Genomic DNA, 23,315 nt, shown 5'->3' with positions numbered 1-23,315 from the left:
CTTATGCTTCGCCTTCAATCGAACGGTTGGCGAGGTGTTCGTAGTGTGCCCAGCGGGCATTGACCTCGTGCTGGATTGCCTCGAAGTACTTCTTGGCCAGATCGGGGTGGGTCTTCTTCAGTATTCTGAAGCGGTTCTCCATGTTCAGGAACTCCGCGACCGGCATTTTCGGCTTTTTGGAGTCGAGCTGCAGCGGATTCAGTCCCTCCTTGAGTCTGTCGGGATTGTAGCGATACAGCAGCCAGTGGCCGGAATCGACCGCTGCTTTCTGGTGCTCCAGACCCATAGACAAGTCAAAGCCGTGTGCAATGCAGTGCGAGTAGGCGATGATAATCGACGGGCCATCGTACGCCTCGGCTTCGATGAAAGCTCTGAGTGTCTGCTCGTCACGTGCGCCAAGTGCAACACTGGCCACATAGGCATTGCCGTAGCTCATCGAGATCAGACCAAGGTCTTTCTTGGTAGCGATGCGCCCCGCAGCGGCAAACTTGGCGATCGCGGCTTTCGGCGTAGCCTTGGAGGCCTGACCGCCGGTATTGGAATAGACCTCGGTGTCGAGCACGAGCATGTTGACGTTCTTGCCCGATGCGGTGACGTGGTCGAGACCCCCGTAACCGATATCGTAGGCCCAGCCGTCGCCGCCGACAGCCCACACGCTCTTCTTGACCAGCATGTCAGCCACAGCAAGCAGGTTCTTGGCATCGTCGGATTTCATCTGCTGGAGCTTATCCTTCAGCACGGCCACGCGCTCACGCTGCTCGAAAATCTCCGGTTCACTGTTCTGCGTGGCGTTGAGAATGGCGGTGGCAAGGTTTTCACCGATGTCACCAGCGAGCTTTTTGACCAGCTCTTTGGCAAATTGCTGCTGCTTGTCGATCGATATCCGGAAACCAAGCGCGAACTCTGCCGTGTCCTCGAAAAGCGAGTTCGACCACGTTGGCCCAAGGCCCTGCGGGTTGGCTGCATACGGCGTGGTCGGCAGGTTGCCGCCGTAGATCGACGAGCAGCCGGTGGCGTTGCCGATAACGAGGCGATCACCGAAGAGCTGAGTCATCAGCTTGACGTATGGCGTTTCGCCGCAGCCCGAGCATGCGCCCGAGAACTCGAAGAGTGGCTGCTGAAGCTGCTGCTCTTTGATGAGGCGCTGGTTGATCTTGTTGCGGTCGAATTCCGGGAGATTGATGAAGAAGCTCCAGCAGGCAGATTCGGTTTCGCGCAGCGGAGCCTGCTCGTGCATGTTGAGCGCTTTGCGGCCTTCAACCTGCTTGTCTCTTGCGGGGCAGGCGTTGACGCAGAGTTGGCAGCCGGTACAATCTTCCGGTGCAATCTGAACCGTATAGCGCATGCCCTCCCAGTTTTTTGCTTTCGCATCGAGGCTCTTGAAGGTTGCCGGGGCGTTTTCGAGGTGCTTCGGCTCGTAAACCTTGATGCGGATGGCAGCGTGCGGGCAGACCATCGAGCACTTGCCACACTCGATGCACAGCTCCGGAGCCCAGACCGGAATCTCCTGCGCGAGGTTGCGTTTCTCGAACTTCGTGGTGCCGAGCGGATAGGTTCCATCGGCAGGCAGCTTGCTGACCGGAATCGAGTCGCCCTCGCCGGCAATAATCTTTGCCAGCACGTTACAGACGAACTCTGGCGCGTCGCCAACGATGGGCGAGCGCAGCTCCTTGGTGCTGTCTGCCACAGCGCCGATTTTCACTTCATGCAGGTTGGCAAGCGTGTTGTCAACTGCCTTGATGTTCTGCTGAACGACCTCATCGCCCTTTTTGCCGTAGGTGTGGCGGATCGCGTCCTTGATCTTTTCGATTGCCTCTTCACGCGGCAGCACGCCCGAAATGGCGAAGAAACAGGCCTGCATGATAGTGTTGATGCGCTGACCCATGCCGCTTTCGTGGGCGACCTTGTAGGCATCGATGGTGTAGAGCTTCGCCTGCTTGTCGATCAAGTGCTGCTGCACCGGACGCGGGAGCTTGCTCCACACCACATCCGGCGCATAGGCCGAGTTGATGAGCAGCGTACCACCCTGCTTGAGGTTCTTGGCAACGTCGATCATTTCGAGAAAGACCCAGTGGTGGCAGCCGACGAACTGCGCCTCGGTGATGAGGTAGGTCGAGCGGATCTGCTCCGGGCCGAACCGCAGGTGCGAGGTCGTGATCGAACCGGCTTTCTTGGAGTCGTAGACGAAGAAGCCCTGCGCGTAGTTGTCGGTGTTTTCGCCAATGATCTTGATCGAGTTCTTGTTTGCACCGACCGTGCCGTCTGAACCGAGGCCGTAGAAGAGGGCGCGGAAGACCGAGTCCGGCTCAATCGAGAAGGTCTCGTCGTAGGCGAGGCTCTTCTTGGTTACGTCATCGTCGATGCCAACGGTGAAGTGATTCTTTGGAGATTCCGCGTTCATATTGTCGAAGATCGCCTTGACCATCGCCGGAGTGAACTCCTTCGACGACAGGCCATAGCGCCCACCCAAAACGCTTGGCATCGAAGCGCATTTGCCTTCCTGGTACGATTCGGCTACGGCGTTGACTACATCGAGATAGAGCGGTTCGCCAGCGCTGCCTGGTTCCTTGACACGGTCGAGCACCGCGATACTCTTCACGCTCGATGGTAGCGATGCGATGAAGGTTGCAACGTCGAATGGCCTGAAAAGGCGTACCTTGACCAGACCGACCTTTTCGCCGTGGTTGTTGAGGTATTCGACAGTTTCGAGAGCGGTCTCGGCACCTGACCCCATCATGATGATGATACGGTCGGCATCCGGAGCGCCGTAGTACTGGTAAAGTTTATAGCTGCGCCCAGTCAGTTTGGCGAACTGGTCCATCGCCTTCTGGGTGATTGACGGGCAGGCCTCATAATATTTGTTGACGCTCTCGCGTGCCTGGAAATAGACGTCCGGATTCTGCGAGGTACCGCGGATGATCGGTGCATCAGGCGACATGCGGCGCATGCGGTGTGCGAAGACCAGCTCGTCGTTGATCATCGAGCGAATCTGTTCGTCCGAGAGCACCTCGATTTTCGAGATTTCGTGCGACGTGCGGAAGCCGTCGAAGAAGTGCAGGAATGGCACGCGCGATTCGAGCGTTGCGGCCTGCGAAATCAGCGCCATGTCCATTACCTCCTGTACCGAACAGGAAGCGAGCAGCGCGAAGCCGGTGCCCCTGACCGACATCACGTCACCGTGGTCGCAGAATATCGAGAGCGCCTGCGCGGCCAGCGAACGGGCTGACACGTGAATCACGCAGGGGGTCAGTTCACCGGCGATCTTGTACATGTTCGGGATCATCAGTAAGAGACCCTGAGAGGCCGTGAAGGTGGTCGTCAGCGCGCCGGTCTGCAACGCGCCGTGAACGGCGGCGGCGGCACCGGCTTCGCTCTGCATCTCATTGACGAGTGGCACGGTACCCCAGATATTTTTTACATCGACAGCGGCCCATGCGTCGGAGTACTCTCCCATCGGAGATGCCGGGGTAATCGGGTATATCGAGATGACTTCATTAGTGCGATAGGCGACATGAGCAAGAGCTTCATTCCCCTCCATTGTCTTGAATGTCCGGGTCATACGATCAAAAACTGGATTATGATTGTTGGGACTGCGCGAATCTCGATGGGTACAACTGCGAAGCAACGGGAAACGTTACGTTCGCAGGTGAGAAAAAGCTTCGAGTGAGCTTCCAAAGATAGGGAAAAAAACTAATATAGTTTCAATCGTGAGTACTATTTATAGCCTTTGCTCGCTGATACGTATTTTTTGCATCTGACGAGCGGTCGGAACGCATTTCCAGCAAACCAAACTTTCCTGATTTTTGAACAGAAAAGATCACGCCGAAATACCGGCTCAAAAACCTCGTGAGCAGGTCGTCTATGGCCGCAACGCTGTCATCGAGCTGTTGCAGTCGAAACCTGAGAGCGTCGAGAAGATATACCTCCAGTTCAATACCTCCCATCCCAAGCTCAAGGAGATTGTTATCACGGCCCGCAGGCTCAGGATTCCTTGCGGCAAAGCGCGTATGGAGAAGCTCACGCTTCTTTCCGGTACCGCCAAGAACCAGGGGGTCTGTGCTCTTCTGACCAGCGTAACCTTTTACACGCTCAACGAGGTGCTCGCCGCGCCGCGCAACAGTTCGCCGCTCTTGGTGATTTTGCAGGGGCTCGAAGACCCGCATAACGTTGGGGCGATTATCCGCACCGCCGAGGCCGTGGCCGCCGATGCAGTCATCATGATCGAGGGCAAGGGGGCGCCGATCAGCGCCACAGTGCACAAAGCCTCGGCGGGTGCGCTGTCGCACATGCGCGTCTGCAAGGTCAAAAGCGTGGTTAAGGCGCTTGACCTGTTGCGCGAACGCGGATTCAGCATCGTAGCCGCCGACATGGAGGCCGAGCATAACCACACCGACATCGACTGGAAGCGCCCGACGGTGCTTGTCATGGGCGCAGAGGGCAGCGGTCTTGGCTCTGAAACCCGCAATCGCTGCGACCAGATCGTGCGAATCCCTATGGCTGGTTGCGTCGAATCGCTCAACGTCAGCGTGGCTGCGGGCGTGATGCTCTACGAAGCGATGCGGCAGCGCCTGGGTTGAAGAGAAGAGCCGTCTGATTCGGTCGATCTTTTCTTCTCCTGAAAAAATGTTATTTTAAAGTTCATTTGTATTCCTTCCTCAATTGCATAGCAACCTAAATCGCGTTCTGCCATGAACATCCCTGACAATCTCCGCTATACCAAAGATCACGAATGGATCAAGCTGCTTGAAGATGGCCTGACCGCTCTGGTCGGCATCACCGACTTTGCGCAGTCCGAGCTTGGCGACATCGTGTTCGTCGAAACCAAACCGGTTGGAACAAAGGTTGCTGCGCACGGTACGTTTGGAACCGTTGAGGCGGTCAAAACGGTTGCCGATCTGTTCGCTCCTGCGGCTGGCGAAATTGTCGAGGTCAATGCTGGACTCGACGATGCGGCGATTGTTAACTCCGATCCCTACAACGAGGGCTGGATTGTCAAGATGAAGCTCGATAATCCTGCCGATGTCGAGGCACTACTCTCTCCGGCGGACTACAGCGCCCTGATCGGTGAGTAAGATTTTCAACTGAATTTCAATACGCAACCATGCCTTTCATTGTCAATACCGACGCCGAGCGGGCCGAGATGCTGCGCGAAATCGGCGTCGAGAATTTTGAGGCGCTGATCGCGGACATTCCCGAAGAGATTCGCCTCAAAAAGGCGCTCGACCTCTTTCCCGCCATGGGCGAGCCTGAGGTGAAGAGTCTGCTCGAAAAGATGGCCTCAGGCAACGCCGCCACCTGTGACCACGTGAGCTTCCTCGGTGCGGGGGCTTACGACCATTTCATTCCTTCGGCGGTCAAGACCATTGCCTCCCGGAGCGAGTTCTACACCGCCTACACGCCTTACCAGGCCGAGGTGTCGCAGGGTACCCTGCAGGCGATCTACGAATACCAGAGCGTGATGTGCCGTCTCTACGGCATGGATGTGGCCAACGCCTCGATGTACGACGGCGCGAGCGCGCTTGCCGAAGCAGCGCTGATTGCCCTGAACGTTACCGGGCGCAACGGCATCGTGGTGGCGGGCAAGCTGCATCCCTACACCAGTCAGGTGCTTGAAACCTATCTCGAGGCCGCCGGAGACCGGTCTATCGTGCAGAACGGTCTCGAGAACGGCATCGGCAGCGTCGAGGCGCTCGAAGCGCTGGTTTCTTCCGAAACCGCCGCGGTGATCGTGCAGCAGCCGAACTTTTACGGTTGTCTTGAAGAGGTCGAGGCGATCGGCGAAATTGCCAGAAAGAACGGGGCGCTTTTCATCGTCTCTGCCGATCCGGTCTCGCTCGGCGTGCTCGAAGCGCCGGGTAATTACGGTGCTGACATCGCCGTTGGCGAGGGTCAGTCGGTCGGTAACGCCCAGAGCTTCGGCGGGCCGTATCTCGGCATTCTGACTGTCAAGCAGGCGCATGTGCGCAAAATTCCGGGCCGTCTGGTCGGCATGACCAAAGACAAGGATGGCAACGATGGTTTCATCCTGACGCTTCAGACCCGCGAGCAGCACATCCGCCGCGAAAAGGCCACCTCGAACATCTGTTCCAATCAGGCGCTCTGTGCTCTGCAGTCGGTGGTGCACCTGTCGCTGCTTGGAAAGGAGGGAATTCGGGATGTCGCCAACCGTTCGATGCAGAAAGCGCACTATCTGGCTGACCGCATCGCCGAACTACCCGGCTATTCGATGAAGTTCAGCGCACCCTTTTTCCGTGAATTCGTGGTCGAAACGCCCGTCCCTTCAGCGACGATCATCGAGAAGATGCTCGAGAAAAAAGTGTTTGCCGGTGTCGATCTTTCCGCATGGGGAGAAGATGGGCTCTTGGTTGCCGTCACCGAGAAGCGCACGAAAGAGGAACTTGACAGCTTCGTCAGCGAACTCGCTGCGCTCGGCTGAAAAGCTTCTTATGCATCGCATAAAAAAAGCCACCGTTTGGGGTGGCTTTTTTGTTTGAAGATCGATCTTTTTGTTCATACCAGGCTGAGCTTCTCCAGCTCCGCTCGCAGAATCGCTTTGTTGGCGTCGGCCATTGGCACGAGCGGCAGGCGATAGACCTCTTCGATCATGCCCATCAGCGAGAGCGCGTACTTGACCGGCACGGGGTTGCTCTCGATGAAGTTCAGTCTGAACAGCTTGCGGTACTTGCGGTTGATGGCGCGGGCCTCTTCGAGGTTGCCCGCCTTCATTGCGTCGATCAGCCCCTTGACCACCTTTGGCACCTGGTTGGCCGCCACTGAAATCACGCCGTCGCCGCCGAGCGCCATGAAGGGCAGCATCAGCCCATCCTCGCCAGTCATCACCGAGAAGTTCTCCGGGCGCTCGTCGATGAGCGTCATGATCTGCTCGAAGTTATCCGACGCCTCCTTGACGGCGACCACGTTCTCGATGTCCCGCGCCAGCCGCAGAATCGTCTGGGCGTTCACGTTGCTGCCCGTGCGCCCCGGCACGTTGTAGATGATCACCGGAATCGAAACCGCTTCGGCCACGTGGCGGAAGTGCTGGTAGTACCCCTCCTGCGAAGGTTTGTTGTAGTATGGTGCGACCGAAAGGATGGCCTGTGCCCCGGCCTTTTCGGCGTTGCGCGCCAGCTCGATCGCGTGCCGGGTGTCATTGTTGCCTGCGCCGGCGGCGACCATCATCGACTCGCCAGCCTCCTCGCAGACGACGCGGATGATCTCCGCCTCCTCCTCATTCGTGAGAGTCGGCGACTCGCCGGTGGTGCCGCAGGGAAGAACGATGTCGGTTCCGGCCTCGCGATGGAACCGCACCAGCCGCCGCATGGCTTCGAAATCGATCGATCCGTCCTGATGAAACGGAGTAACAAGGGCTACGGCTGAACCTGAAATAAGGCGATTGGACATGAGAACTGCTTGATTCTAAAGTGGTTAAAGGCTGTCAGGCGTTCAGAAGACATCGGGTCGGAAGCGCACTCGATTCAGCCTTCATAATGAATTGAATGTAGCCAATGAGATGGATTTATAAAAAACTGTAAATCGAACGACGGTGCGGATGTCACCGAACTTTGTCTTTCAGAAAAACCGGTTCACGGAGCGAGAGCGGGGTGATGATCGATTGGCGCAAAGCTTTTCATCGATGGACAGACAGGGTGATTTTTTCCCGGTGTTGTCCAGCCAAATCGGTCGGCCATCAGCATCGTTTTTCACTAGCTAACTGCTTGATCGCCGATCATCTATAAGAGAACTGAATTTTTTTAAATTGTTTTCAAAACGGCTTCAAACTACGTAGAGAAAAACATGATGGGTGTGCCCCAGCGCGATCTGCTGACACGGCTGCTCGACTATATCGAGGAGCAGGCAAAAGCGATCAATCCGCGCGCTTTCAGGCTGTCGAATACCAGCGAATTTCTCAGGTATCGTCTCGATCTCGCCGGATTGCCGGGCGTCGAATTTGACATCAGCGTCGAGGGCGATCATTTCTGGCTGCGCGTAGATCGTCTCGACGCGTACAAACCTCCGCTCATCGACGAGAAAAACAGGGATTTCATCCGCATCGGTGACGATCCCGTTGGTGCGAAACCATCCATCGACGATGAAGCGCTGAAGGCGCACTTCTTCGCCGCCGCTGAGGGTAAAACGGCGGAGGAGATCGAGGCGCTGGAGCGGCAACAGCGCGAGTCGCTTGACGAGGCTCTCGCTCAATACTCGGCGCTCTGGGAGGCGTGGGCGGAGTCTGAAAAACCGCGTCGCCAAACCATCGATCTATATGGAGCGCTGTTCGCCATCAAGCACCAGCTCGAAGCCGAGGAGGCAACCAGGCCCACCGAACTTGTCTGGGGGATTGGAATCGCGACCTGGCAGTTGACGTTGCCGGAGTCGCAGGGCAAGGTTTCAAAAATTGATTTCGAGTATCCGCTGCTGACCCAGCAGATGGAGGTTGGTCTCGACGAATCGACGATGGCGCTCTTTTTGCGCCCGCGAGCCACCGATACCCGCTACGAAGGCGATGCGTTCGCGAGCTGCGTGGGCCGGGCGGCTGTGGAGGTGGAGCGAGCGGTGCGTCAGCAGCTCAAACAGAATCAGGAGTACCCCGTCACGCCGTTCGATCCCGGCTCTTACACCGACCTCCTGAAGCTCGTCGCCACCAACATGGACAGCCACGGCGCGTATCGGCCTTTGCCGGAAGGAGATGGAACCGTACCGACGCCGGGCGAGCATCTGGTCGTCACCGACTCGTGGGCGCTGTTCACGCGGCCCAGGTCGAACAATTTTCTGCTCGACGACCTGCAACGGCTCAAGGAGCGCCTGACGGAAGGTTGCGACATTCCGAAAGGCCCTGCCGCATTGGTCACCCTGCCGTCGGACGAGCCGGCGCCGTTCGAGAACATTCGCTTCCGGGGGCTGTCGGGTTACGGTCCAGATCGCGGCAGCGCCGAGGTTCGGGAGCTGTTTTTCCCGCTGCCTTACAATCAGGAGCAGGTCACGATCGTCAAGCAGCTCGAACAGGCCGAGGGCGTCGCGGTGCAGGGGCCGCCCGGCACCGGCAAGACGCACACGATAGCCAACATCATCTGCCACTACCTCGCCACCGGCAGGCGCGTGCTTGTCACCTCCAAGGGCGAACCGGCGCTCGCGGTGCTGCAAGGCAAGATTCCAGAAGAGGTGCAGCCGCTGACCGTGGCGATGCTCACCGGCGACCGCGAGAGCCTGCGGCAGTTCGAGAACGCGATCAACGCGATTCAGGCGCGAGTGTCGCAGCTCAATCCCGAACTCACGCGCGAGGAGATCGAGCGCTGTACCAGCCGCATCGACCGGGCGCACGCCGAACTCGCCAGCATCGACCGCCGTATCGACGAAATCGCCGAATCGCAACTCTCGGAGGTGCCGGTCGATGGCCATCCGATGCGTGCACAGCAGCTCGCCGAACTGGCCGTCAGCGGCGAGGCCGAACATGGCTGGTTCGATGATGAAATCTCGCTCGCGCCCGAAAACGCGCCGCCGCTCTCGGATGAGGAGGCCGGTCGCCTTCGCGAGGCGCGGCGCAAGCTTGGCGGCGACCTCGTGTATGTCGATGCGAACGTGCCGTCGGCAGACGATCTGTTACCGCCGGACGATGTGGCGCAGTTGCACACCGTGCTGGCGCGGATGCGCGAGATCGAGCGGCTGGTCGATCAGGGCGCGTTGCCTGCGCTGAAAGCGGCGACGCCCGAAGTGCTCGACGAAGCGCGGCAGCTTTTGGGCGCTATCGATGCCGTCCATTCGATCCTTCAAGAGATCGACGAGCTGGGCGAGAGCTGGGCGCATGAGCTGAGGCGGCGGTGTCGGCAATCATCGTTCGAGGCCGAACGCCAAGCGCTCGAAGCGCTGTTCGACGAGATCGCGGCGCTGACGGAGGCTCGTGCGGCGTTTCTGCAACGGCCGGTCGAAATTCCGCCAGAGGCGCTTGGCTCGTCCAAAGTGAGCGAGGCGGTGCAGCGCGGCGCACAGACCGGAAAGCCGTTCGGACTCATTGCTTTCGGTAAAAGCGAGGTCAAGGAGGCGGTGGCGAAAGTCAAGGTGGCGGGCTTGCCGCCGTCGAACGCCGACGATTGGCTGCATGTCAAAAGCTTCATGGAGCTGCATGTGCGCGTCATCTCGTTCATCACGCGCTGGAACCAGTTCGCGTTAGCGCTGTCTGCTCCCGTGTTGGAAGGGGGCGTCGGAGAGTTGCGCCGCATCGAGCTGGTCGCCTCGACCGCCCGCAAAGCGCACCAGCTCGCCATGCAGCACGATGTTGCGCTCGTGCGCCGTGCGGAGGCGGTTTTCGCCCAGGCGCCGGTCACGTTGCTGCACGGAACATCGGAGGAGATTGCCAAAGTCCGGGAGCATCTGATGGTTCACTTGAGCCGCGCCGATCTGGCCAAAGCGGCGACGCAGTTGTCCACCCTGAAATCCAGGCTGGCGGGAACCTCCGGCCCCGTTTCGGAAAAACTCAGAGCGCTGGTCGATGAAGCGCTCGGAAACGAAGCGCTTGCGGCAGAGCGGGTCGCCGCTGAGTATGCCGCGCTGCTTGGCGAGCTTCGGCGCATCGCGGCGCTGAATGTGGAGCTTGCACTCGTCAGCGAAGCCGCGAACCGCTTCGCCCAGGCGGGAGCGCCGAAGTTCGCCGCCCGCATCCGCTCCGTGCCTGTGGCGCAGACCGGCGAGGACACGGCGCTGCCGGTCAACTGGCGTGATGCCTGGCGATGGGCGCGAGTGAAGCGCCATCTCGAACAGATCGAGTCGCGCGATGAACTGGTGAAACTTTCGGCTCGCCGCCGCGACCTCGAGCAGGGGCTTGCAAAGCTGTACCGCGAGATGGTCGCTCTGGCGGCGTGGATGGAGACCAAGCTCAACGCATCGCCGCGCGTGCTCGAAGCGCTGCAAGGCTATGCCACCGCGATCCGGCGCATCGGGCGCGGCACAGGCCCCAATGCCACGCGCCATCGCCGGGATGCGCGGCACCATATGACCAGCGCCGCGAGCGCGATCCCGTGCTGGATCATGAGCCACGCCAAGGTGTCGGAGTCGATGCCCGCCGACATCGGAGCTTTCGACCTCGTCATCGTGGACGAGGCGAGCCAGTCGGACATCTGGGCGCTCCCCGCGATTCTGCGCGGCAAGACGATTCTGGTGGTTGGCGACGACAAGCAGGTCTCGCCCGACGCCGGCTTCGTCTCGGCCCAGCGAGTGCAGGAGCTGCGCGACCGCTTCCTCGCGGAGCAACCCTTTCGGGAGGCGATGACGCCAGGCAGCTCGCTCTACGATCTGGCGGCGCGGGTGTTCGCGGCGCGGCAGGTGATGCTGCGCGAGCACTTCCGGTGCGTACCGCCGATCATCGCCTACTCCAACCGTACGTTTTACAAGGGCGCCATTCAGCCGTTGCGGATTCCGAAAGGGAGCGAACGGATCGATCCTCCGCTGGTGGATGTCCATGTCGAAAATGGTGTGCGAAGCCGCGATGACTCCAACCGCGAAGAGGCGAGCTTCATTGCCGAAGAAATCGCGGCGTTGCTCGCGGACGAGCGCTTCGCTGGCCGCACCATCGGCGTGGTGTCGCTGCTTGGCATGGAGCAGGCAAAATATATCGATACGCTCGCGCGCAAGCGGTGCAACACCGCCGAACTGTTCCGGCGCAAGTTCGAGTGCGGCGACGCGCGAACGTTTCAGGGCAGCGAGCGCGATATCATGTTTCTCTCGATGGTGGTCGATCCCGGTAACTGTAAAGCGCTGTCGGGCAACATGTTCGAGCAGCGCTTCAACGTCGCCGCCAGCCGCGCCCGCGACCGGATGTACCTCGTGCGCTCCGTCACGGCGTCGCACCTCTCCGACCTGGACTTGCGGCGATCGCTTCTTCACCACTTCGACAAGCCGCTCATCGCCGACAAGGAGGAGGCCGAAGAGCTCATCGACCGGTGCGAATCGGGCTTCGAGCGCGAGGTGTACTCAGCGCTGGTCGAGCGCGGGTATCGCGTCATTCCGCAAGTCAGGACGGGCGCATACCGCATCGATATGGTGGTCGAAGGCGCGGGCGATCTGCGCTTGGCCATCGAGTGCGACGGCGACGCGTTCCACGGTCCCGACCGCTGGCCGCACGACCTCGCCCGCCAGCGGGTGCTGGAGCGCGCGGGCTGGACCTTCTGGCGCTGCTTCGCCTCCACGTGGCGGCTGCACAAGGATGAAGTGCTCGGCGAACTCACCGAACGCCTGTCCGCAATGGGCATCGAACCGCTTGGCTCGATAGCGAGAGCGCCGAAGCTCGTCGAAAAGCGGTCGCTGATCGTTTCGGTGTATGAGGAAACACCACACTGAAGGGCGTCTCCAAAAACCTGATGCACCTCCTGATCGCTCTGCGTTAGTCGGCGCTCTAAAACGCTTTTGATCTACGGAGTAGTGCTTTTTATTTACGTTTTATTGAGGTTTTCCCGAAACGGTCTATGAAGTTTTTCTCGTCATTGCCAGTCTTTTTTTTGGGTAATTTTTCGCTACATTTGGGGCGCGTATTTTAAGGCTGAAAGGCGTACGCGCCGTTTTATCGTTATATAATAATAAGTTACTTTCATGAAAAACCTTGTAAGCCGTACGGCAGGTGTCGCTCTTCTCTCCGTGATGACCGTGATTTCCGGCTGTTCAAAATCGGATAACCCGGTATCCGAGGCGGTCTCTTCACTTTCAGGCGAATAGCTCCCGAAGTGTTATGAAATCAAATCGGGCATTGTGCATTATGAGCCGCAGAAGCTCATGGGCATGGGAACGACTACCGAAACGCTCTATTTTGACGATTATGGCAGAAAAGAGGCTGTGGAAAGGGTTACGGAATCGAATGTCATGGGAATCAAGACGTATGAGCATACCATGCAGGTCACTGATGGTCATACCGGTATTTCCTACGAAATCAAGAAAACCGTCAACGGCAAGGATGAAACCAGCAAGGTGACGACAAAGAGCGACCTCCGGGAGTTTCAGGAGATGGCGCAGGCGATGGCCAAATCCCTGGATGTCAATGAGCTGAAGAAAAACATGGATTACCGCGAGGAGGGGACGGAGACGATTGCGGGAGTTACTGGCAAGAAGTACTCGGTTGCCATGAGCAAGGAGCAGTCCGATGCACGTGTTTATGGCGTGATGTACAAGAATATCGTTTTGAAAAGTGAAATGGGCAGCATCTCCACGAAAGCGGCAAGCATCGAGGAAAACGTCGTCGGTTCGGCGTCGAAATTCGCGATTCCGGCGCGCCACACCGTTCAGGAGGTCAATGTTGCCGAGGAGATGGAGAAAGCCGCAAATGGTGGGTCAGGAGAGTAACGTCACCATGCAAGTCCATAGCCGGTAACGCGATGGCCGGTTTTTGCATTACAGCGAAAGGAAAAAAGGCGGTGCTTGTGCCGCCTTTTTTATGATTTTTTCCAGGGGTGCTCGATCTTTTTCTGAGCCGCGATAAACCGGATTCGCATCGCGACAGGGCGGCGGGGTGGGCATTCAGATTCCACCTATCGGCTGTTGTTGGGACGGGGGCGGTGTCATCCTGAAAAAAAAGATGCCATCCCGAAAGCTTTCGGGACGGCGCTCCCAGGTGGCTCTCAGGTTTCACGCCGATCTTCCTGCTTCGATCAGCTCTTCGGCGAGCTGGAGGGAGGTTTCGGTGATCTCTGTACCGCTGAAAAGGCGGGCTACTTCGCGTACGTGTTCGTCCTTATCGAGTGGGGTGACGCCGGTGAGGGTGCGGTCGGCTTGGATGCGTTTGACGACAGCCAGATGCAGGTCGCTCATTGCGGCAATCTGGGGGAGGTGCGTGATGGCAATGATCTGGTGCATCCGAGAGAGGCGCTTGAGGCTGAAGCCGACCGACTGTGCTACCTTGCCGCTGATGCCGGTGTCGATTTCGTCGAAGACGAGGATTGGCAGTTCTGCCGAGCGGGCGAGTGCGCTTTTCATGGCAAGCATCACGCGCGAGATTTCGCCGCCGGAGGCCACCTTGGCTAGCGGCTTCGGCGATTCACCGAGGTTGGTTGAAATCATGAACTCGATGCGGTCGCAGCCGTTGTCGAACGCCCGGTAGCGCGTGCCGTCGATCTCGATGTCGCCGTCCGGCAAGGCTTCACGGGTGAAGCGCACCTCGAAGGTGCTGTGCGGAATGCCGAGCGTTGCGAGGCCTGTCATGATCTCCTGTTCGAGTCGCTCGGCGGCTTCGCGCCGATGCGCCGAGAGCGTCTCCGCCGACGCCGAGAGCGCTTTCCGCGCCTTCTGGATTTCGGCTTCGATGGTCGTCAGTTCGCCCGCCAGATTCTCTTCGAGCGACAGCTCTTCGGCGAGGCGGTCGCGCAGGGCGATCAGTTCGTCGATGCTCTTGCCGTGCTTTTTGGCGAGCCGCTGCAAGAGTATCTGCCGCTCGCGCAGCGCTTCGAGGCGGTCGCCGTTGAAGTCGATGCCGTCGATGTAGCTTCCGACGAAGCGGTTCAGCTCCTCAACCGTGGCCGTCGCGCCGCGCAGCTCTTCAAGCCATGGCTCGAAACTCTTGTCGATTGCGCTGAGCTTTTCGAGCAGATGCACCGCCGAAGAGAGTGTCGTGTAGGCCGAGCTTTCCGATGCGTAGAGGTGTTCGCCCAACGCCGTGCCGAGGTTGAAAAGCGTTTCAGCGTTTTCGAGCAGGTTGATCTCCTCGTCAATCGAGCGCTCCTCGCCTTCGACGAGAGCTGCCGCGTCGAGCTCCCTGTACTGGTAGTCGATGAAGTCTCGCTTTTTGCGGAGCATATCGGCTCGTTCGTTGAGGCTTTGCAGCTCGTGGCGCAGCTTGCGATACTCTTCGAGGGTGTTCCGGTATTGCGCGGTCTCGGCGTGCAAAAGACCGAAGCCGTCGAGCATCCCGGCATGGGTTTCGGTGTGCAGGAGGAGCTGGTGGTCGTGCTGGCCGTGCAGATCGACGAGCTGCTTCCCGGCACGTTTGAGTAGCGAAACCGTGCAGGGCGTGTCGTTGATGAAGCAGCGCGACTGGCCCGTCGCGGAAATGTCGCGCCGCAGAATCAGCTCCGGTGTGCGTTCGATCTGCTCCTCGTCGAGCATTTCACCGATGTTCTCGTAGTGCTCGCCGCCGAAAACCGCCTCGATCACCGCCTTTCGCGCCCCGGCTCGCACCACCTCCGCGCTTGCCCGCTCGCCGAGCACCATGTTCAGCGCACCCATCAGAATCGACTTGCCCGCGCCGGTCTCGCCGGTGATAATGGTTAGGCCCGGCGCGAAACTGACCGAAAGTTCGTCGATAAGCGCGAAATCTCTGACGTAGAGGCTTTTGAGCATGAGACGGAGCGTTATGTAAGTTCGGCGGGTTGACAGCTTCAAAGATAACGCTAAAAAAGCGTGATTGAAAAATACGGCATGCCGTTACCGGGCCAGCACTTCAGTGCGTGCATCGGGTGAGGCTCACAGGTAATTGTAGAACGTGGTTATCCCGTTTAGATCAACGGGTGTCGTGTTTGGGGTGTAGGGCTTTGCGAAATCAGGCTGGTCGCCGCAGGATCTTTGCAGAACGGATCGAACAGCATTCATTTCGATACGGTCGTCATGCGGCCCAGCTGTCGCAAGAAGGTCTCCGCAAAAGCTCTTGGTTTCCGTTATTGGTCACAGACGCAGCAACCGGCAGGAAAAAGACGACAGTAAGATGGATGGGGCGCATCTTGCTGTCGGTTATGATAGATCGGCATGGCCGTTTACTGGATCCATCTGTCCCGGTCTGCTGTACATACTGATTCATCGCGTCGACAACGCGGGATTGACTTGGGAACAGGGGAAGGCCTCAGGCCTTGGTCTCCTTTTTCTCTTTGCTGGAAGAATCGTCTGTCGCTTTGTTAAACTCTTCTTCTATTTCATTTTGAGCTTTTTTGAACTCCTTGATACCCTTGCCGAGTCCTTTGGCCAGTTCGGGCAGCTTCTGAGCGCCGAACAGGAGAAGGACGATGAGCAAAATGAGAACGAGTTCCTGGCCGCCTAAACCGAACATGGATGTATCTCCGGAAAGTGTACAAATAGATGCGTCTTGAAACGATTGCGCTGCAATTGAGCGATTACTGTTTCATGGCGCTGGTAGACTGTGTGTGATTGCAATGAAAACTTAACAAAGAAGGTCTTGAAACCAAAAAGTTTTCGATCAAAAACCTCCGGTCTGGCCCAAAATTGTTTCGCCTGCGGTGGTTTTCATCCCCTCCTTAACCTTGATCTGTATCGAGGAGGGGAGGACAATGTCAACTCTCGATCCGAGCTTTATCATGCCGAATCGTTTGCCGGAGGCCACCTCCTGGCCAGCTTCAAGATCGCAGACGATCCTGCGGGCAACGAATCCCGAAACCTGGCAGAACCAGAGGGGGCCAGCGGCGGTGTCGAGTGTGATCTCCATCCGCTCGTTGTCTGTCATGCTGCGATGGTCGAAGGCCATCAGAAATTTGCCCTCATGGTAGCGCAGATCGCGCACCAGACCATCGACGGGAATCCGGTTCACGTGGACGTTGAATGGCGACATGAAGATGCTGACGAGCGTCGAACCCGGCCCGGTAACCGGGTGGTCGAGCGTTTGTTTCAGCACGATTTTTCCGTCGGCGGGAGCGATGACGAGGCCTTTTCCGTCAGGAATTTTGCGTTCGGGATCGCGATAGAAATAAAGTGTGAACAGCAGAAAACCGAGCGCCGCGGTGGCAAGAATCACGCCTCCGGGTTGCGGTAGAAAAAGAGCTGTGATGAAAATGACGAAGCAGAAAATGGCGGTTTTGACGACGCTGCCGGTTCCGTATGGTGCAATGCGCATGAGCTTATAATCCTGATTTCAGGCTTTATGATAGCCAAATTTGTCTTATTTACCATCATTGCACCCGGTCGGCAGGCCGTTGTCGGGATTGCAAAAACGGCCGAGCGTATATATTATGATGCTCTGCGATGGCCGGGAGTGCCGCATCGAGCGCCAATTCCACATCGAGCAAATCGACAAACGATCCAGTGAACAAGACCGAGAAAAAATTTCTTGAAAACATGCATCGGCAGAAGCTTGTCGCGAACGGCGACGCGGTGCTGCTGGCCGTTTCCGGCGGCCCGGACTCGATGGCGCTGCTGCATCTGTTTGCGTCGGTTGCGTCGGTGCTGCATTGCCGCCTCGGCGTGGCGCACTGCAATTTCATGCTGCGTGGGGATGCGAGTGATGCCGACGAATCGTTCGTCCGCGATGCGTGCGCCGAGCTTGGCATCGACTTTCATGTTCGGCGATTCGATACGGCGTCGGTCTCATCAGCCTGGAAAAAATCGATTGAAGAGACGGCCCGCTTGCTGCGTTACGACTTTTTCGGCGAGCTTTGCCGCGAGGCCAGTTATACCCGGATCGCCACCGGGCACCACAGCGATGACAATGCCGAGACCGTGCTTTTCAATCTCTTTCGTGGCGCAGGGATTTCAGGTCTGCGGGGAATTCGGGTACGGCACGGTGCAATCATCAGACCTCTTTTGCCCTTTACCCGACGGGAGATCGTAGCATATCTCGAAGAAAAACGGGTCGTCTGGAGAGATGATCACACCAACGAAGGAATCGAGTACGACCGTAATTTTATCCGCAATCGTGTGATTCCGGTGATCGAGGAGCGTTTTGCGCACAAGCTCATGCCGTCGCTGCAACGCATTTCAGAACATGCGGGCGAACTCGAAGAGTTCATCGATCTCCACATCTCGCGCCTGCTCGAAGCGCATCCAGGCCTCGACCTTGCAGGCGGCAAGCTGCACGTCGGTACGATGCGGCAACTATCGATGTTCGAGCGAAAAGAGATTCTGAAGCGGGCCTTGAAGTTACAGGGGCTTTCGGTGGGCAGCAATGTCTTGAACAGAATTGCGGGACTGCTCGACAATCAGGCGGGCCGGAGCGTTCCGGCTGGCGCGGGCGTCGAGGTGGTTCTGCATGACGGATTCCTGCGATTCCGGCAAACCGGTAATCCATCAGATCATCGGTAACGTGCTCACTCCTTTTTGCCGCTTTTCTTGAAAATGGTCTCCGGCAGGTCAGCCGTGACGATGACCGATTCGAGGTTCTGGCTCACCTTGAGGTGTTTGAGCAGCTCCTTGGTCGATTCCGAGGTTCTCGTGCCGGAGATGCTTGACAGCTTGATAGCGCCCCACAGGAAGGTTGACGCGAAGAAAGCTGCCTGGCGATCCTTGTAAACCCACTCGGATTGCCCCTTGAGCCCATTATCGTCAAACTTCACCGACATTGAAATCTGCTGCAAACGGTTCAGATTGCCGACCGACTTGACGTCGCGATTCTGAGAGGTGATACTTTGTAGCGCGCCTGCCGTCCACTGCGGTGAGGCGAGGGCGAACCAGACATGCGATTTGTAGGGGGTTTTGCGGATCAGCGAAGCTGTCGTTGAATCGCGCTCGAACAGATGGCCGGATGGCTTGAAGAATTTTTCCAGCATGTTGCTGCTGCTGGCGATGGCCAGCCGGTTCGTGCCCATCGGGCTGACCCAGAGCGTGCTGTCGATTTCATACGCCTGCCGGCCGGCGACCTCCGCGGTTTGCAGACTTGCTGATTTGAGGAACGGGGCCTGCGCTTTGCGGGCGACCGGACCGCAGGCAATGCCGATATAGTTCTGCTGTTTTCTTCCCGAACGCTGGAATCCGACGAGCAGCGTGTCAAGATCGTTCGTGAGGTTGATGTTGCCAGCCTTCATCAGGCTGTCGGTTCTTTTTCCGAGACTGAGGAGCGGGCTGTTCTTGATCGAATCCGGCACGACTTCGTTCCAGAACTTGCTCTCGCGAATATCCTTCAGGCCGACATAGATCATGGCGTCGGAGATGCCTGGCATATTCTGGATGATCGTCGTGAGTTCCGGCGAGAGCGGCTCGGGCGCGATGCGCGGTTTTTCCCAGTTGATCCAGAACCAGCCAGCTGCGGCGATGATTACGAAGATGACAAACAGCGTGGCGATGACCTTTGGGCCTTTCTTTTTGGGTGCCTGCATTTGAGGCGTTGCAGGCATGGACTCGTTGCCGCTCATAGGTCGGGACAGGTTAGGAGTTTTCCTTGATGGCAAGCCGGGCCAGCTCGTCGCACCGGCTGTTGTACGGGTTATCGCTGTGGCCCTTGACTTTGTGAAAGGTGACGCGGTGTAATGTAGTCAACTTCAGGATTTCCTGCCAGAGGTCGATGTTCTCCACCGGCTTCTTCGCAGCGGTTTTCCAGCCGTTTTTTACCCAGCGTTTCAACCACCCTTCGTTCATCGCGTTGACCAAATATGCTGAATCGCTATAGAGCTGCACCCGACAAGGCTCCTTGAGCGCCTCAAGCCCCTTGATGGCCGCCATCAGCTCCATGCGGTTGTTGGTCGTGGCCGGATCGTACCCTGAAATCTCCTTCCGGCTGCTGCCATACATGAGCAGCGCACCCCAGCCGCCCTTGCCCGGATTGCCGCTGCACGCGCCGTCGGTGTAGATCGTGATCGTTTTTTCCATCGATAATAAAAAAGGCTCACCTGCTGATGAGCCTTCTCAATTAATTTGGGATTTTCACTGCTGGTGACGCTTACTTCAGAAGCTTCGCGAGTTCGGCGGTGCCGGTCTTGGACATGATCTTCATCGCCTTGGCAGTCAGGCGAACCTTGACCCAGCGTCTTTCTTCCTCGATCCAGATTCTCTTGGTATGCAGGTTCGGTTCGAAACGGGTGCGGGTGTGGTTATTGGCATGGGAAACGTTATTGCCGTATTTCGGCCTTTTTCCGGTCAGCACGCAAACTTTGGACATGATAGGATCGATTGGCGTTAAAAATGATACGGAGTATAAGCAATTATGAGGAGAAAACGAAACGCTTTTTATGCTGCGGGGTAAAGAATCGGACAGATCAGTCAGATCAGGCCGAGCTGAATGAATAGCGAGAGCTTACGGGTTACGGCCTTATGCCGACCGCGCAGACCATCATCGAGAGCACGTAAAGAAGCGTGCCGAAAGCGTTGTACCACACCGCTTTTTCTGCGGGATGGTCGATGAGAATTTTCTGCATCGGGAGCTGGGCAATCAGCAACGTCACTGCGATGGCGGTCGGGATTGTGGAGCCTTTGGCGACAAGGATCGCGATGGCTGCGATCTGGGCAATGTCCATGACTGCCGAGGCGAGGATAGCCGCGTTCTTTTCGCCAAGCTGCACCGGAATCGAGGCAACCTTGCGGATTTTGTCGCCTACCACCGATTTGAAATCGTTGAGCGTCATAATGCCGTGCGCGCCGAGCGAGAAGATGATGGCAAGGGCGATGGACTCCTTCGACGGCACGCCCTGCGTGATCGCAAAGCTGCCGGTAAGCCAGGCCACGCCCTCGTAAGCCAGGCCGACAATCAGGTTGCCGAACCAGCCGTTGCGCTTGGCCCGGATGGGTGGGCCGGAGTAGGCATGCGACATCAGGACGCCGACAAAAGCGATGGCCATCACATAGGGATGAATCGACAGGGCAACCGCAAAACCGGTAAGAATAAGCCCGAAGGTGATGAGCCAGCTTGCCTGCTTGGAGATTTTGCCAGACGGAATCGGACGCTCGGGTTCGTTGATCGCATCGACCTCGCGGTCAAAATAGTCGTTCATTGTCTGCGACATGGCGCACATCAGCGGTCCGGCGAGGATCACGCCTCTGACCAGGATCGAGATGTTGTCCGTGACGCTTTCGCCCGTCGAGACCACGCCGCAGGCGAAGGCCCACATTGGAGGGAACCAGGTGACAGGCTTCATGAGCGGCAGGATCGCGGAGGGCTCGATACGGAATCCAGGCCGGTTGACATTTTCAAGGGCCTGCCGGATGATTTTCTGCCTGGACTGGCTGATCCCCGACTGATGCAGCTTTTCGTCGATGTTCAGTTGCAGTTCAGGATTGAGCGTATCGCTTCCGTTCATGATGTACAGATTCTTACTTCGGCTGGAAACAGACAGCAAATATAATACATGTTTTCCAGCAAATTGTAAGGGTATTCAGAAACCCGTTAGTTTGTTGCCGAAGCGCATTTCTGCGCAAGCCGCTGGTTCGTTTTAATAATCAGGTTCATCTTGTCCAGCGCTTCACAGGTTTCGAGGCTTCCTTTGGACAGGCTCATGCCCTCGTCGATGCAGGAGGCTTTGCCCGAAACGTAGCAGGTGATGGCCGAGGCGAACAGTGCGGCGTCGATTTTGGCCTGCGGTGCCGAACCGTCGAGGATCTCGCGGATGATCTGCGCGTTGACGTGGCTGTCGCCTCCGGCGAGCTCGCCGATATCCCACCTGCCGAGGCCGAAATCTTCCGGCTCGACGGTGTGGCGGATAATCTGTCCCTGATGCAGCTCGATCATCGAGGTTGGCCCGCAGACGCTCGGTTCGTCGAGGCCCATGCTGTTGCCCGTGCTGCCGTGGACGAGCATGGCGTGTTCGCAACCGTTGAGCAGGAGCACCTCGGCGTAAATATCCATCACCGAAGGGTCGAACACCCCAATGAGTTGCCGCCGCACCCCTGCCGGATTGATGATCGGGCCGAGCATGTTGAAGATTGTCTTGATGCCAAGCTCCTTGCGGATGGCCGCCACGGCCTTCATTGAAGGATGGTAAAGCGGGGCGAAGAGGAAGGCGAAGCCGGTTTCGCGGAACAGCTCCTCGGTGGCGCAGGGCGGCAGATCGACCTGGTAGCCGAGTGCTTCGAGCACATCGGCACTGCCGCACTTGCTGGTGATCGAGCGGTTGCCGTGTTTGGCAATAGGAATACCCGCGCCGCAGGCGATAAAGGCTGCGGCGGTCGAAATATTGAAGGTGCCCGTGTGATCGCCGCCCGTGCCGCAGGTATCGACAGCCTGCTGGTCGAGCGTGACCGGTGTGGATTTCGATACGATGCTTGCACAGGCCCCGATTACCTCGGCGGGAGTGGCTCCCTTTTTCTGCAACAGCGCCAGTATGGCTCCGGTGCCGGCATCGGTGAACCGGTTTTCCATGATTGAGTTCATGCACGTTTCCATCTCCTGCCGGGAAAGGTCGTGGCCCTCCAGCAGCTTCTGAAGAATCTCCTGTTGACGCATAGTAGTGATGCAAAGCGGGGTCGAAATGAAGAAATTATTCGCTTACATTATACTAACTGTCGGCCCCTTTAGCAACAAAAGCCCTTTTGCACAAAGCAGATGAGCGTTTCGTGGCGGCTGACGCGATTTTTTCATTCTGTTTTCCGATTCATGTCGCAAGACCTTCTTCATACCTATCGCAGTAGCCTGCGCGCTAAAATTTTCAGAAAAATGGCCGCTGCCGGCCTGGACTCTCTTCTGGTGACCGATCTGGCGACCATTCGCTGGCTGACCGGTTTCAGTGGTTCCAACGCCAAACTGCTCTTCGCCGGAGATTCAACCTCCGTGCTTTTTACCGATTTCCGGTATCAGGAGCAGGTTCGTCAGGAGACGAGTGGCATTGCTACGGTGATTCTCAAAGACCCGCTTCCGGTCGAGCTGGCGTCAGGTTTGTTCCGGCTCGGAGATCGCATGGCGTTGCAGGCCGACCACGTTACCTGGCACGAGCAGCAGCAGCTTTCGGAGAAGATGGGTAACCGTGAGTTTACGCCCGTTTCGTCATTTTTCGACGAGTTTCGCGAGATCAAAGACATCGAGGAGCTCGACCGGATGCGTCGCGCTGTCGCCCTCAGCGAAACCGTGCTCGAAGCGGTGATCGGCATGATCGGCCCCGGCGTCACCGAAATCGACATCGCTGCTGAAATTACCTATCGCCACCGCAAGCTCGGTGCGGAGAAGGACTCGTTCGACCCCATTGTGGCTGGAGGCATCCGTGGTGCGATGCCGCACGCCAAGCCGACCGCAGTTGCCTTCGAGCCGGGGGCCCTGATCGTTATCGACATGGGCTGCATTGTCGATGGCTACGCCTCAGACCAGACTCGCACAGTCGCCTTCGGCAAGGTTTCCGAGGAGCAGCGGACGGTCTATCGCATTGTGCAGGAGGCGCAGCAGCTTGGTATCGACGCAGCGAAAGCCGGAATGGCCGCCCGCGACCTCGATGCTGAGGTGCGTAACTTCATCGCCGCTGCAGGCTACGGCGAAGCGTTCGGTCATGGCCTTGGCCACGGTGTTGGCGTCGAAGTGCACGAAGCCCCGCGTGTCGGCACAGCCTCTACCGGCACACTCCGCGAAGGCACGCTTTTCACCATCGAACCGGGCATCTACCTTCCGGGCCGCTTCGGCGTGCGCATCGAAGACATGGTAGCCCTCGGCCCCAACGGCGCGGAACCGTTGCAGCGGTTTACCAAGGAGCTTATCGAACTTTAATTGCGTGGTGAAT

Annotated in this window: 17 protein-coding genes; 7 read left to right on the top strand and 10 right to left on the bottom strand. The window is 57.9% G+C overall.

What is annotated here, in order from left to right; translation table 11 throughout:
- Position 1: 1 nt before the first annotated feature.
- The gene (gene nifJ, locus AYT24_RS07345) at positions 2-3,559 is read right to left on the bottom strand and encodes a pyruvate:ferredoxin (flavodoxin) oxidoreductase (RefSeq protein ID WP_010933292.1); all 3,558 of its coding nucleotides are present in this window, start codon (positions 3,557-3,559) and stop codon (positions 2-4) included.
- 244 nt (positions 3,560-3,803) lie between these two features.
- Here nifJ and rlmB point away from each other — a divergent pair, with 244 nt between their 5' ends.
- From rlmB to gcvPA, 3 genes are all read left to right on the top strand, one after another.
- Positions 3,804-4,577, top strand: coding sequence for a 23S rRNA (guanosine(2251)-2'-O)-methyltransferase RlmB (gene rlmB / locus AYT24_RS07340; RefSeq protein WP_010933291.1), 774 nt, complete (start codon positions 3,804-3,806; stop codon positions 4,575-4,577).
- A 111-nt stretch (positions 4,578-4,688) separates the two neighbouring features.
- The gene (gene gcvH / locus AYT24_RS07335; RefSeq protein ID WP_010933290.1) at positions 4,689-5,072 is read left to right on the top strand and encodes a glycine cleavage system protein GcvH; all 384 of its coding nucleotides are present in this window, start codon (positions 4,689-4,691) and stop codon (positions 5,070-5,072) included.
- Between the two features lie 29 nt (positions 5,073-5,101).
- Complete coding sequence (gcvPA, locus tag AYT24_RS07330; protein ID WP_010933289.1) at positions 5,102-6,436, top strand: aminomethyl-transferring glycine dehydrogenase subunit GcvPA; 1,335 nt, start codon at positions 5,102-5,104, stop codon at positions 6,434-6,436.
- Between the two features lie 74 nt (positions 6,437-6,510).
- Here gcvPA and dapA read toward each other — a convergent pair whose 3' ends face one another.
- Positions 6,511-7,401, bottom strand: coding sequence for a 4-hydroxy-tetrahydrodipicolinate synthase (gene dapA, locus AYT24_RS07325; protein ID WP_010933288.1), 891 nt, complete (start codon positions 7,399-7,401; stop codon positions 6,511-6,513).
- A 393-nt stretch (positions 7,402-7,794) separates the two neighbouring features.
- Between dapA and AYT24_RS07320 the strand changes: the two genes are divergently transcribed.
- On the top strand, positions 7,795-12,327 hold the full coding sequence (locus AYT24_RS07320) for a very short patch repair endonuclease (RefSeq protein ID WP_010933286.1): 4,533 nt from the start codon (positions 7,795-7,797) through the stop codon (positions 12,325-12,327).
- A 405-nt stretch (positions 12,328-12,732) separates the two neighbouring features.
- On the top strand, positions 12,733-13,320 hold the full coding sequence (locus AYT24_RS07315; RefSeq protein WP_010933284.1) for a hypothetical protein: 588 nt from the start codon (positions 12,733-12,735) through the stop codon (positions 13,318-13,320).
- A gap of 282 nt (positions 13,321-13,602) precedes the next feature.
- Here the strand turns inward: AYT24_RS07315 and recN are convergent, their stop codons facing one another.
- From recN to AYT24_RS07300, 3 genes are all read right to left on the bottom strand, one after another.
- Positions 13,603-15,309, bottom strand: a complete 1,707-nt coding sequence (recN, locus tag AYT24_RS07310; protein WP_010933282.1) for a DNA repair protein RecN — start codon at positions 15,307-15,309, stop codon at positions 13,603-13,605.
- Positions 15,310-15,805: 496 nt separating this feature from the next.
- A complete protein-coding gene (tatA, locus tag AYT24_RS07305) occupies positions 15,806-16,009 on the bottom strand; it encodes a twin-arginine translocase TatA/TatE family subunit (RefSeq protein ID WP_010933280.1) in 204 nt (67 codons plus the stop codon).
- A gap of 147 nt (positions 16,010-16,156) precedes the next feature.
- Positions 16,157-16,807, bottom strand: coding sequence for a phosphatidylserine decarboxylase (locus AYT24_RS07300; RefSeq protein ID WP_010933279.1), 651 nt, complete (start codon positions 16,805-16,807; stop codon positions 16,157-16,159).
- 188 nt (positions 16,808-16,995) lie between these two features.
- On the opposite strand from AYT24_RS07300, the gene tilS reads away from it, so the two are divergent.
- The gene (gene tilS, locus AYT24_RS07295) at positions 16,996-17,991 is read left to right on the top strand and encodes a tRNA lysidine(34) synthetase TilS (protein ID WP_010933278.1); all 996 of its coding nucleotides are present in this window, start codon (positions 16,996-16,998) and stop codon (positions 17,989-17,991) included.
- A gap of 5 nt (positions 17,992-17,996) precedes the next feature.
- On the opposite strand, the gene AYT24_RS07290 is transcribed toward tilS, so the two are convergent.
- The 5 genes from AYT24_RS07290 to trpD all read right to left on the bottom strand — a co-directional run bounded on the left by AYT24_RS07290 (position 17,997) and on the right by trpD (position 22,057).
- The gene (locus tag AYT24_RS07290; RefSeq protein WP_164927061.1) at positions 17,997-19,037 is read right to left on the bottom strand and encodes a hypothetical protein; all 1,041 of its coding nucleotides are present in this window, start codon (positions 19,035-19,037) and stop codon (positions 17,997-17,999) included.
- A gap of 13 nt (positions 19,038-19,050) precedes the next feature.
- On the bottom strand, positions 19,051-19,491 hold the full coding sequence (gene rnhA, locus AYT24_RS07285) for a ribonuclease HI (RefSeq protein WP_010933276.1): 441 nt from the start codon (positions 19,489-19,491) through the stop codon (positions 19,051-19,053).
- Positions 19,492-19,561: 70 nt separating this feature from the next.
- Positions 19,562-19,780 carry a 50S ribosomal protein L28 gene (rpmB, locus tag AYT24_RS07280; RefSeq protein ID WP_010933275.1) on the bottom strand — a complete coding sequence of 73 codons (219 nt, stop codon included), beginning with the start codon at positions 19,778-19,780 and terminating at the stop codon, positions 19,562-19,564.
- A 142-nt stretch (positions 19,781-19,922) separates the two neighbouring features.
- Positions 19,923-20,915, bottom strand: coding sequence for a chlorophyll synthase ChlG (chlG, locus tag AYT24_RS07275; RefSeq protein WP_010933274.1), 993 nt, complete (start codon positions 20,913-20,915; stop codon positions 19,923-19,925).
- A gap of 86 nt (positions 20,916-21,001) precedes the next feature.
- Positions 21,002-22,057: an anthranilate phosphoribosyltransferase gene (trpD, locus tag AYT24_RS07270; protein ID WP_010933273.1), complete on the bottom strand. Its 1,056-nt coding sequence runs from the start codon at positions 22,055-22,057 to the stop codon at positions 21,002-21,004.
- A gap of 150 nt (positions 22,058-22,207) precedes the next feature.
- Between trpD and AYT24_RS07265 the strand changes: the two genes are divergently transcribed.
- Positions 22,208-23,302, top strand: coding sequence for a M24 family metallopeptidase (locus tag AYT24_RS07265; protein ID WP_010933272.1), 1,095 nt, complete (start codon positions 22,208-22,210; stop codon positions 23,300-23,302).
- Positions 23,303-23,315 lie beyond the last annotated feature (13 nt).

It is taken from the genome of Chlorobaculum tepidum TLS, from assembly GCF_000006985.1.
GTDB classification, from domain to species: domain Bacteria; phylum Bacteroidota; class Chlorobiia; order Chlorobiales; family Chlorobiaceae; genus Chlorobaculum; species Chlorobaculum tepidum.
Note: the sequence above shows the minus strand (reverse complement) of the source record. Positions and strands in the feature narration are given on the sequence as shown.

Bases quoted from the DNA above. Each gene is read 5' to 3' on its own strand.
- rpmB (WP_010933275.1), bottom strand. From the start codon at position 19,780: ATGTCCAAAGTTTGCGTGCTGACCGGAAAAAGGCCGAAATACGGCAAT.
- tatA (WP_010933280.1), bottom strand. From the start codon at position 16,009: ATGTTCGGTTTAGGCGGCCAGGAACTCGTTCTCATTTTGCTCATCGTC.
- gcvPA (WP_010933289.1), top strand. From the start codon at position 5,102: ATGCCTTTCATTGTCAATACCGACGCCGAGCGGGCCGAGATGCTGCGC.
- AYT24_RS07320 (WP_010933286.1), top strand. From the start codon at position 7,795: ATGATGGGTGTGCCCCAGCGCGATCTGCTGACACGGCTGCTCGACTAT.
- nifJ (WP_010933292.1), bottom strand. From the start codon at position 3,559: ATGACCCGGACATTCAAGACAATGGAGGGGAATGAAGCTCTTGCTCAT.
- AYT24_RS07290 (WP_164927061.1), bottom strand. From the start codon at position 19,037: ATGAGCGGCAACGAGTCCATGCCTGCAACGCCTCAAATGCAGGCACCC.
- trpD (WP_010933273.1), bottom strand. From the start codon at position 22,057: ATGCGTCAACAGGAGATTCTTCAGAAGCTGCTGGAGGGCCACGACCTT.
- gcvH (WP_010933290.1), top strand. From the start codon at position 4,689: ATGAACATCCCTGACAATCTCCGCTATACCAAAGATCACGAATGGATC.
- recN (WP_010933282.1), bottom strand. From the start codon at position 15,309: ATGCTCAAAAGCCTCTACGTCAGAGATTTCGCGCTTATCGACGAACTT.
- AYT24_RS07300 (WP_010933279.1), bottom strand. From the start codon at position 16,807: ATGCGCATTGCACCATACGGAACCGGCAGCGTCGTCAAAACCGCCATT.
- dapA (WP_010933288.1), bottom strand. From the start codon at position 7,401: ATGTCCAATCGCCTTATTTCAGGTTCAGCCGTAGCCCTTGTTACTCCG.
- rnhA (WP_010933276.1), bottom strand. From the start codon at position 19,491: ATGGAAAAAACGATCACGATCTACACCGACGGCGCGTGCAGCGGCAAT.
- chlG (WP_010933274.1), bottom strand. From the start codon at position 20,915: ATGAACGGAAGCGATACGCTCAATCCTGAACTGCAACTGAACATCGAC.
- AYT24_RS07265 (WP_010933272.1), top strand. From the start codon at position 22,208: ATGTCGCAAGACCTTCTTCATACCTATCGCAGTAGCCTGCGCGCTAAA.